The organism is Profundibacterium mesophilum KAUST100406-0324, assembly GCF_009835145.1.
GTDB lineage: Bacteria > Pseudomonadota > Alphaproteobacteria > Rhodobacterales > Rhodobacteraceae > Profundibacterium > Profundibacterium mesophilum.
On sequence record NZ_APKE01000032.1, the window covers coordinates 21552 to 29275 of the forward strand.

A 7724-nucleotide genomic window follows, 5' to 3' on the forward strand; every position below is an offset into this window, starting at 1 on the left:
CTCGCGCGGCGGGAAGAAGTGCCGCATAAAGGCGAGCGTGCTTCGCCTAGCCCTCTCCCTCAGAAGCTGTCGCTTTGTCGGTAAGGCGTTCAAGGGCGTCTAGCTCCTCGTCCGATAATGCCGACAGGTTGAATGTGACAGGTGACTGTGACGCCATGCTCCCGTCGCTCGATGTGTGGTCGAGCTGGGTAGGCGTCTCTCTCCATTGGGCGCGAGTCTTGAGCCAAAAGATTGCGGCTGACGGATTGGCATCGTCGCTGATAGCGCGGCGATACAGGCTTCCCGCGACTGCGGCGTTGGCCTTGGTCGCGGCGTTGTCCAGCTCGTCTCGGTAGTGCAGACGGAGCGTCTTGGGGTCGATGCCGAGAACGCGGGCAATATCACCCTGGGGGATGCCACAAGCAGACATATCCTCGACAGACCGCCGTGTGCTTTTCGTTGGGTTGTGCTTCTTTCTCATTTACTCACACGATCCCGAAGGCCTTTCTGGCGATGCGTCCCCTTTTATAGACGGGAAATTGCATTCCGGGGCTCAGCGCATGAAAAAGCCCGCAAGGATTTCTCCCGCGGGCGCATCTCTTCCGATTATGTCAGCGTTTATGCCATATTCTGTCAAGCTTGTCAACGCGCACCGATAATAGCCGGCCGGGGGCATTCGCCCCGGGGTCACCCCTTGCCCCCACGCGCGGCGTTGAGCGCGTCCCACATATCGAGCATCCCGCGATGCTGCGCGCGGCGCACCTGTTCCGGGGCCATGCCCGTGACCGCCCGGACCTTGCGCAGCGGCATCCCTTCGGCCTTGTGATAGACGGCCTTCCGCGCGCCGCGCCACGCACCCATGTCGCGCAGCGCGTGGTAGTGCCACAGGTCAAGCACCGCCTCTGCCCGCGTGACTTGCTCCGGCGACGGCAGCGGTGACCGGGACCGGGCCGCCGGCATCTCCTCGACCTCGCCGCGCAGGTATGCGGTTATCATCGCCCAGAATGTCTGGTCATCGGCCGCTTCGGGCATCGCCGACCTGCCGGGGTAGCCGGTGCGGGGCGGCGCGGTATAGGCGCGGGCGGTCACGCGCACCGCCTCGCAAAAGAGCGGCCACATCACATCCGCCGGCCCAAGCCGCCCGGTCTTGCGCAGATCATTGCTCGCCATCTCGACGCCCTCGCGAACCGCCTTTGTCCAATCGACGATCTCGATGCTCATTCTCCGGCCTCCTTGAAAAGTGCAGCAATCCGCGCCTCCGGCGTCTGCTGCGCCTCCAGCTCTGACACGCGCGCCTGCAGCCAGACGATCATGCCCTGCTGCACCTCGATGCGCTTGCGGGCGCGCTCCATGCGGTGCCAGAGCGCGCTTATCGTCCGCGCCTGCTCTGCGATCTGCGCCTTGTCCGTCACCCACGCCGCTCCCACTCCATGGCCTCGCGCCCGGCGCGATAGCTCAGGGCCTCGGCACCGCAGGGGCACCACGGGCGCCCGGCATCGGGAGACTCGCGCCCATGCCGCCAAGCTCCCGGCACCCACGCGCCGAGAGCCTGCGCCGCGCAGACGAGCGCCAGCACCGGCACATTGGGGTGCATCGCAATATCCACGATGCTCGCTACCATGCGCTTGCGATCCCCCGGCGTCATGCTGCGACCTCGCCATAGCCGCGCAGTCCCATCTCCAGCAGGTCCGCGACCACGAAATGGCGCTCCACCATCAGCCGATCGGCGATCTCCTGCGATTTGACGCCGGCCTCGTGCAGCTCGCGCACCTTGGCGCGGCGCGCTGCGGCCCCAATCCGGGCTTTGGTCACCGGGACCTTCCGGCCGCCCCAGATGCGCTGCACCGCTCTGGCCGGGATCAGGTCGCGCTTGCGCGGGCACCAGACGAATTGCATCTCTGACGTCTCGCCGGTCGCGCATTTGCGGACCAAGGCCGGTATAGGCGGCAATCGCCGCGCGCTCTTCATCGGTCAGGTGTGCCATCAGGATTCCCTTCCAAATCTTTGGCTTTTGAATGTCTTGCCGTCGAGAAAGGCCCTGCGCAGCCCGGCCGGGTCCTCAACATTGGCGTTTTCGCAGAGCCACAGAAACTCCCCCCGAAGGTTCGCGACCGCGTCAAACGCCGAGCGGTATTCGTTCTCCAGCGGCATGTAGGTCCTGCGGGCTGGCAGGCTTCGCCCCTTTTCGGCGTCGCGCATCAGGCGATCCAAACCCGCCACCCACATGCTCACGCAGGCTTGGTAATCCGTATCCTCTGGCGAGGCGTAGATGCCTCGCGGCTCATGCAGTGACATTGCTCATCTCCTCCTCCACGAAGGCGCGGCTCTGCGCCCATCCTCGGAAATTGCGGTGATGCTTGGCGTGCCAGCCGTCCGGATCAGCCATGGCCGGATGCTCGAAAGCCGATGCGTGGAGCGGCGGCCCCATCAGCTTGCGGGCGCGGGCCTCCTCCGCCTCGCGCGTGTCCTGTCCGCCGAAGGGCGCGTAGCTGATCCGCGCGCAGCGGACGGCGGACAGGGTGCGCTGCCACGGGACCGGCTCGCCGCGCTCGGCATCGCGCAGGTAGGGCAGATGCCAATCGCCGGGATCCAAGTGCTGCACCGACGCGGCCTCGATCGCATCGCGCATCATCGCGGCGAGGTCGCGGATATGCGGCTCGGCGTCGGGATGGTCGCGCAGGGCAAAGAAATTGCCCCACTCGGTCCCGGTAATGAGCGCGTCGATCCACAGAAAGGGCTCAAGAAGCCGGTTTACCACCTGCTTGTGCAGGCCCCAATCGGCCAGCGCCTTCGCGGAATAGGCCGCATCGACCGCCGCCGCGCGCCACGCGCGTTCCATGTTCGCGACGGCAACCCGGCCAAGGTATTCGCCGCCCTGCATCCCGCGCTGATTGGCTTGCCAGTGCCAAGGCACGACGGGGTCCGCCTCGACCTCGTCGATCATGCGGGCGATCGGCACGGCGCGGCTGGAGCGCGCGTTGCGCGACAGCACCCGGTGCGTGAGCATTTCCGCCCACACGAACCGCGGCAGGCGGACATGCAGCGTGGTGATCGTCGGCGCCCCATCACAGGCGCTCGCCAGGACCACGTCCGCTTTCAGACCGGCGGCGCTCAAAACGGGATCTCGTCATCGAGATGACCGCCGGGACCTTCACCCCCGCCGCCGTCATAGCCCTCAGAGCCGCTTCCTTGGTCTCCGGGGGTGGATGCCCCTTGGCCGTCACCTCGCCCGTCCAGCAGCGTCAGAGAGCCGCCAAAGGGCCGCAGCACCACCTCGGTGGAATAGCGGTCCTGCCCGGACTGGTCCTGCCATTTGCGGGTTTCTAGCTGGCCCTCGATATAGACCTTCGATCCTTTGCGCAGATACTGCTCAGCGATCCGGGCCAGCGGCTCCGAGAAGATCGCCACGCTGTGCCACTCGGTGCGCTCCTTGCGCTCGCCTGTGGCCTTGTCCTTCCAGGTCTCGGAGGTCGCGATCCGCAGGTTGCAGACCTTGCCGCCGTTCTGAAAGCTGCGCACCTCGGGGTCACGCCCGAGATTGCCCAGGATGATGACCTTGTTGACCGATCCAGCCATGGTCAGGCCTCCATTCCGAGGGCGGATTTGTAAAGATCAAGGATCGCCTCGAACTCGCTGAGGCTGACGGGGTCCTGCGCCCTCAGCTTGATCAGCGCGCGGATCGCGGCGGCGTCGTAGCCGCGCCCCTTGGCTTCGGCCATGACGTCCTTCTGCGCGTCGGCGATGTCCTTCTTCTCGGCTTCGAGCCGCTCGAAGCGCTCGACGAACTGGCGCAGCTCATCTGCGGTGACGCTGTATTTGTCCTGGGTCATGCCTTGCTCCCGAATGTTTGTGGTCTGAAACCGATCTCGGCCATGATTGCGGCGGCGCGATCGGCGCTGAGTGTCTCGCGTGGCTCATTGACCGGCGCGGGCTTGGGCAGCGCGGCCACCCGCTTGCCTCGCGCGGCGATGATCTGCGCTGCGATATGTCCCTCGTTGGGCATCTTGCCGGGGTTGGCGAGGACTGCGGCCCGGCAGGCGGCGCGGATCTCGTCGAGCGGATAGTCCTGCAGCGCGTCCATCCAGTCGGTGAGCATCCGGTCATGCGCGGCGCTGCCCCGGTCCCGCTCCCAGCCGAAGCGGTCGAACTTCTTGGCCAGCACCTCCAGCTCGACAGCCACCATCGCCCGGTGCCTAGCCAAGTCCTGCGAGCCGAGCGATCTGCTCAAGGGCAGGGTCAGGCCGGTTCTGGGATCGCTGGGGAGTTTGTTGGGTGCGAGTGCGGTTGTCATAGCTGCCTCCGGTGATGGGCTTGAAAAAGGGGCTGCGAAGCCAGTTCCGCCAAGCGGCGTTCCAGTTCGCGTAGGTCTTGCCATTGGCGACGGCGTAGTCGCGGAACCGGTCGAACTGCGCGGCCGCCTCCTCTTGGGAAATCTTCTCAGCCTCGGCGATCTCCCTCATCTCGTCGCTGATCACCGCATTCGCGGGGATGCTCGACTTGCGGGATTTCTGCTTAGACGGGCTGGGGACTATAGGGGTATTCCGGTTCAATGATGGTTCAAGGATGGTTTGGGTCCCGCTCTGGGACCCCTTGGGGTCCCGCTCCGGGACGGGTGGGGTCCCGCTCCGGGACTGGTCCCGATTTGGACTGGTCCCGCTCTGGGACCCCTTGCCCCTCTTTTCGATGACCGGAAGGGCGGCGATCGCTTCGAGGTCCAGGGCGTATTCCACGGTCGAGCCGTTGGCGCATTTGCGTGATCCGGTGGGGATCAGGATGCCCTCCGCCACGAAATCATTGCAGGCACGGATCACGGTCGAGCGCCCGCACTCGATCTCGTCTGCGATGGTCTGCTTCGATGCCCAGACGCCTGTTCCGTCATGGCTGGCGAGGTCCGCCATATAGGCGAGGATCGACTTGCGGACATGACTTCCCGTCTTTCGGGAATAGACCAGCATGGTGACCTTGTAGCTCATGATGCTATCCTCGCGCCGATGACAGCGAGCGCCTCATCGACTGACTTGACGGTTGTGACGGTGCCGCGCCAATCGCGGTGCCACTCGACTTGCCGATCGTTCAGAGCGCGCGCCGAAGGCGGCAGCAGGCCATCCTTGACCTCGATGAGAATGTTCGCGCGGCGATACCCGACGAGCAGGTCAGGGCAGCCCTGCCCGACGCCATGGAGCGGCTGCACAGTCGCTCCGACACCGCGCAGCGCAGCGACGATCTCTGCCTGATTGCGATCTACCTTGGCGGCGCGGCGGGTCATGGCGTCAGCGTCCCAAAGGCCGCGTAGACGGCATATTGCGTGCGCCGGATCGCATCATAAAGCTCGCGATCCTCGATCATGTGCTCTGCCGCGTGGCAGCTTGAGCATCCGTGATAGGCCCAGAAATCGTGGGGTTTCTGCGCCATGCCGGTGCCAGCGCGGCGGCGGCTGTGGCACAGGACGACGGTCTCGCGATCGCCGTTGCACCACTCGCTCCGCATCTGGCATTCCTGGCCGCGAGCGAACTGGCGCAGGCTGTCGGAGACGAGCATGGGGGTTTTGAAATTCGCGGTCATGCCAGCTCCCTCATGGGCTCGGACCAGCGCACGCCATGGCGATCGCCATATTCCGCGACCACGGTGATAAGGTCGGCCATCTGGCGCACGGTCAGCCGGGAGGACCGGAAGCCGACAGGGAAAGGCCCTGATCCGTCCAGACCTTCAGCGAACTGGCACTCATGCCCGAGGCTCTGCATGAACGCGCATTTCCAAGTCTCTGGCACCCATCTGCGCCCCTCGGGCTTGGCTCGGGACACGTCAGACAGCATGGCCCACAGACGGGCGTTCTGATCGGAGTTCCGGGTAGCTTCGGCGATGCGCAAGACAGCGTCAGCCGGCGCGACGTCGATCAAGCTCTTGGCAAGGGCGCGCTGCTCAGAGCCGCGAAGGATAACCGTTTGAGCCATCACGCGCCCTCCATGCCAGTCTTGAGCGCGTCCTTGGCCGCCCGCACGACCCCGTCGCGCTGGTATTCGGCTGACAGGCTCTCCCAGACCCGCCGGAGCGCGGCGAGGTCCGGGCAGTCGCTGAGACGTGCGATGACGAAGGCGCGGCCGTTCTCGGTCATGCTCAATACGCCTCCTTTTCCGTCCATGTGCGGACGCCGGGCAGCGTGCGGTCGCGGTGATGGCGGCGGGCGTAGTCCTCAAGGAACTCGACCATCGCGGCGCGGTCGCTTTGCACGATGTCGTTGAGCAGTTCCTTGTGACTGGTGACCTCAAATCGCGTGACCGTGCGCAGGCCTTTCACCTTGTCCTTGCTCACGGCGCTGGCGGCTTTCTGTGCCTCGATCTCGGCTTGCTTCGCGGCGGCGACCGCACGCTGCGCTTCGAGATCAGACGCGCTCGCGGCGGCGGCCGTGGCTTCGGCCTCGCGGCGCGTCTTGTCGGCGGCCTCCCAAGCGGCGCGCTCCTTGGCCCGCTGCTCCTCGGCAAGCTTGGCCTTGTAGGGTGCAACCGCGGCGACAAGCGCGCCCTGCATCCGCTCGGCATCGTCGGTATAGACCTTCACGGCCGCGACCTCGGCTTTCCACGCCTTGTGCAGCGGATCGGTGCGCTCCTTGCCCGCGCGCGTCAGCGCGGATCGGTAACCCTTGAGCTGCTTGAGCAGGTCGGCGACTTCGTCGTGCTGCTCCCTGCTCGTGACGGGCTCGCCGTCCGTCCAGTTCGCGACTTCTGACAGCAGATCGTCATATTCGGCGGTGACAGCCTCGATCGGATCGGGCGGATTGTTGTGACCTATGGTGGCATGTGCGTTCATGTCGAGCCCTCCTCAGAACGGGATGTTGTCGCCGCCGAGATCATCGGCAGGCTTCTGCAGGGCGGTCTTGCGGGCCTCCTTGGCGGCGATGACGCGCTGGTCAGCGGCCACCGGGCGCGCGGTGCTGCGAAGGTCAGCCCAGAAGGCGCCGAGGCTCTGAAGATCGGTCTCGCGCTGGATACTGGCGATCGCGCGGGCGACGTCGGCATCGTGACTGTCCTGCGCCGCACGATCCGGTCCGCGCTCGGTGCGGCTTGAGGCGGGTGCAGCGGCGGCGGCGGCGTTCCCGTCGTCGTCATCGGGGGCGATGCCGGCCATGCACATCAGCCCGTAGCGCCGCCCATAGGTGACAGCGGAGCCGTAACCCTGCATGTCGTTCTTTCCGACAATGAGCGGGGTGCGGCATTCGAGCGTCTCGCCGCTATCGCCGTGCACCAGAACGGTCCTGACGAACCGCTGACCGTCGTCTTCGCCGGTCGGCTGAATGACGGCGATGCCGTTCTGGTTCAGCGCCGGGAGGCAGGCGTCCATGACGTCGGAAAGGTCCGCGTATTTCGTATTGAAGTGCTTGTTGCTCTCGGATTTGAGGGCCTTGCCCATCTGCATCTGAGCGCGGGCCAAGGCCATGGCGATATTCTTGTGGACCGGGATTGACGGCACCTCTTGCGCATCCGTCTCGGTATGGATTACTTCTTGCTTGGTCATCGTTGGCACTCCTGATGCTGATGGTGCGTGCTGGCGGGGCGTGTCCGCGCCTCGTCAGCGGCCTGAAAAGCCCCCGACGCCGAAGCGCCGGGGTAGTTCAGGGAGGCAGGCGCGTTTGACCCGGACGCGCGGCGGGAACTCGTGGGGGCGGTCTGTCAAGGGCGGTGCAAAATTGGTCCATTAGGGCGGCGTAAAAGTAGGCCAGTTTGGATTGAGCCGTTTGTTTGATTTTAGAG

The 7724-nt window shown here is 65.5% G+C and carries 17 protein-coding genes; all 17 read right to left on the reverse strand.

Features of this window, described 5'->3' with window-relative positions:
* Positions 1 to 46 precede the first annotated feature (46 nt).
* The 17 genes from PMES_RS12875 to PMES_RS12955 all read right to left on the reverse strand — a co-directional run bounded on the left by PMES_RS12875 (position 47) and on the right by PMES_RS12955 (position 7488).
* The gene (locus tag PMES_RS12875) at positions 47 to 460 is read right to left on the reverse strand and encodes a hypothetical protein (RefSeq protein WP_159966137.1); all 414 of its coding nucleotides are present in this window, start codon (positions 458 to 460) and stop codon (positions 47 to 49) included.
* A gap of 206 nt (positions 461 to 666) precedes the next feature.
* On the reverse strand, positions 667 to 1200 hold the full coding sequence (locus tag PMES_RS12880; RefSeq protein WP_159966138.1) for a hypothetical protein: 534 nt from the start codon (positions 1198 to 1200) through the stop codon (positions 667 to 669).
* Positions 1197 to 1391, reverse strand: a complete 195-nt coding sequence (locus PMES_RS12885; protein WP_159966139.1) for a hypothetical protein — start codon at positions 1389 to 1391, stop codon at positions 1197 to 1199. Before PMES_RS12885 ends, PMES_RS12880 begins: the two co-directional genes overlap by 4 nt.
* Positions 1388 to 1600: a hypothetical protein gene (locus PMES_RS12890; RefSeq protein WP_159966140.1), complete on the reverse strand. Its 213-nt coding sequence runs from the start codon at positions 1598 to 1600 to the stop codon at positions 1388 to 1390. Before PMES_RS12890 ends, PMES_RS12885 begins: the two co-directional genes overlap by 4 nt.
* A gap of 20 nt (positions 1601 to 1620) precedes the next feature.
* Positions 1621 to 1875, reverse strand: a complete 255-nt coding sequence (locus PMES_RS12895) for a hypothetical protein (protein ID WP_159966141.1) — start codon at positions 1873 to 1875, stop codon at positions 1621 to 1623.
* An 87-nt stretch (positions 1876 to 1962) separates the two neighbouring features.
* Positions 1963 to 2274 (reverse strand): hypothetical protein, encoded by a 312-nt coding sequence (locus PMES_RS12900; RefSeq protein ID WP_159966142.1) that lies wholly within the window; start codon positions 2272 to 2274, stop codon positions 1963 to 1965.
* A complete protein-coding gene (locus PMES_RS12905; protein ID WP_159966143.1) occupies positions 2261 to 3094 on the reverse strand; it encodes an FAD-dependent thymidylate synthase in 834 nt (277 codons plus the stop codon). The genes PMES_RS12900 and PMES_RS12905 overlap by 14 nt, the downstream gene beginning before the upstream one ends.
* Positions 3091 to 3555, reverse strand: coding sequence for a single-stranded DNA-binding protein (gene ssb / locus PMES_RS12910; RefSeq protein WP_159966144.1), 465 nt, complete (start codon positions 3553 to 3555; stop codon positions 3091 to 3093). Before ssb ends, PMES_RS12905 begins: the two co-directional genes overlap by 4 nt.
* A gap of 2 nt (positions 3556 to 3557) precedes the next feature.
* The gene (locus PMES_RS12915; protein WP_159966145.1) at positions 3558 to 3809 is read right to left on the reverse strand and encodes a DUF2312 domain-containing protein; all 252 of its coding nucleotides are present in this window, start codon (positions 3807 to 3809) and stop codon (positions 3558 to 3560) included.
* Positions 3806 to 4207: a hypothetical protein gene (locus PMES_RS12920; RefSeq protein ID WP_201289004.1), complete on the reverse strand. Its 402-nt coding sequence runs from the start codon at positions 4205 to 4207 to the stop codon at positions 3806 to 3808. The genes PMES_RS12915 and PMES_RS12920 overlap by 4 nt, the downstream gene beginning before the upstream one ends.
* Positions 4173 to 4952, reverse strand: a complete 780-nt coding sequence (locus tag PMES_RS12925; protein WP_159966147.1) for a helix-turn-helix domain-containing protein — start codon at positions 4950 to 4952, stop codon at positions 4173 to 4175. The genes PMES_RS12920 and PMES_RS12925 overlap by 35 nt, the downstream gene beginning before the upstream one ends.
* The gene (locus PMES_RS12930) at positions 4949 to 5245 is read right to left on the reverse strand and encodes a hypothetical protein (protein ID WP_159966148.1); all 297 of its coding nucleotides are present in this window, start codon (positions 5243 to 5245) and stop codon (positions 4949 to 4951) included. The genes PMES_RS12925 and PMES_RS12930 overlap by 4 nt, the downstream gene beginning before the upstream one ends.
* The gene (locus tag PMES_RS12935; protein ID WP_159966149.1) at positions 5242 to 5541 is read right to left on the reverse strand and encodes a nuclease domain-containing protein; all 300 of its coding nucleotides are present in this window, start codon (positions 5539 to 5541) and stop codon (positions 5242 to 5244) included. The genes PMES_RS12930 and PMES_RS12935 overlap by 4 nt, the downstream gene beginning before the upstream one ends.
* Entirely contained in the window at positions 5538 to 5930 is a 393-nt protein-coding gene (locus PMES_RS12940; protein ID WP_159966150.1) for a recombination protein NinB, read from the reverse strand. Before PMES_RS12940 ends, PMES_RS12935 begins: the two co-directional genes overlap by 4 nt.
* A complete protein-coding gene (locus PMES_RS12945) occupies positions 5930 to 6091 on the reverse strand; it encodes a hypothetical protein (protein ID WP_159966151.1) in 162 nt (53 codons plus the stop codon). The genes PMES_RS12940 and PMES_RS12945 overlap by 1 nt, the downstream gene beginning before the upstream one ends.
* A gap of 2 nt (positions 6092 to 6093) precedes the next feature.
* Positions 6094 to 6783: a hypothetical protein gene (locus tag PMES_RS12950; RefSeq protein ID WP_159966152.1), complete on the reverse strand. Its 690-nt coding sequence runs from the start codon at positions 6781 to 6783 to the stop codon at positions 6094 to 6096.
* Between the two features lie 12 nt (positions 6784 to 6795).
* Positions 6796 to 7488 (reverse strand): ERF family protein, encoded by a 693-nt coding sequence (locus tag PMES_RS12955; protein ID WP_159966153.1) that lies wholly within the window; start codon positions 7486 to 7488, stop codon positions 6796 to 6798.
* Positions 7489 to 7724: the final 236 nt, after the last annotated feature.

Excerpts from the sequence above, each read along its gene's own strand:
- PMES_RS12935 (WP_159966149.1), bottom strand. The coding sequence starts at position 5,541 with ATGACCGCGAATTTCAAAACCCCCATGCTCGTCTCCGACAGCCTGCGC.
- ssb (WP_159966144.1), bottom strand. The coding sequence starts at position 3,555 with ATGGCTGGATCGGTCAACAAGGTCATCATCCTGGGCAATCTCGGGCGT.
- PMES_RS12890 (WP_159966140.1), bottom strand. The coding sequence starts at position 1,600 with ATGGTAGCGAGCATCGTGGATATTGCGATGCACCCCAATGTGCCGGTG.
- PMES_RS12895 (WP_159966141.1), bottom strand. The coding sequence starts at position 1,875 with ATGCAATTCGTCTGGTGCCCGCGCAAGCGCGACCTGATCCCGGCCAGA.
- PMES_RS12875 (WP_159966137.1), bottom strand. The coding sequence starts at position 460 with ATGAGAAAGAAGCACAACCCAACGAAAAGCACACGGCGGTCTGTCGAG.
- PMES_RS12950 (WP_159966152.1), bottom strand. The coding sequence starts at position 6,783 with ATGAACGCACATGCCACCATAGGTCACAACAATCCGCCCGATCCGATC.
- PMES_RS12900 (WP_159966142.1), bottom strand. The coding sequence starts at position 2,274 with ATGTCACTGCATGAGCCGCGAGGCATCTACGCCTCGCCAGAGGATACG.
- PMES_RS12945 (WP_159966151.1), bottom strand. The coding sequence starts at position 6,091 with ATGACCGAGAACGGCCGCGCCTTCGTCATCGCACGTCTCAGCGACTGC.
- PMES_RS12925 (WP_159966147.1), bottom strand. The coding sequence starts at position 4,952 with ATGAGCTACAAGGTCACCATGCTGGTCTATTCCCGAAAGACGGGAAGT.
- PMES_RS12880 (WP_159966138.1), bottom strand. The coding sequence starts at position 1,200 with ATGAGCATCGAGATCGTCGATTGGACAAAGGCGGTTCGCGAGGGCGTC.
- PMES_RS12915 (WP_159966145.1), bottom strand. The coding sequence starts at position 3,809 with ATGACCCAGGACAAATACAGCGTCACCGCAGATGAGCTGCGCCAGTTC.
- PMES_RS12955 (WP_159966153.1), bottom strand. The coding sequence starts at position 7,488 with ATGACCAAGCAAGAAGTAATCCATACCGAGACGGATGCGCAAGAGGTG.
- PMES_RS12930 (WP_159966148.1), bottom strand. The coding sequence starts at position 5,245 with ATGACCCGCCGCGCCGCCAAGGTAGATCGCAATCAGGCAGAGATCGTC.
- PMES_RS12940 (WP_159966150.1), bottom strand. The coding sequence starts at position 5,930 with ATGGCTCAAACGGTTATCCTTCGCGGCTCTGAGCAGCGCGCCCTTGCC.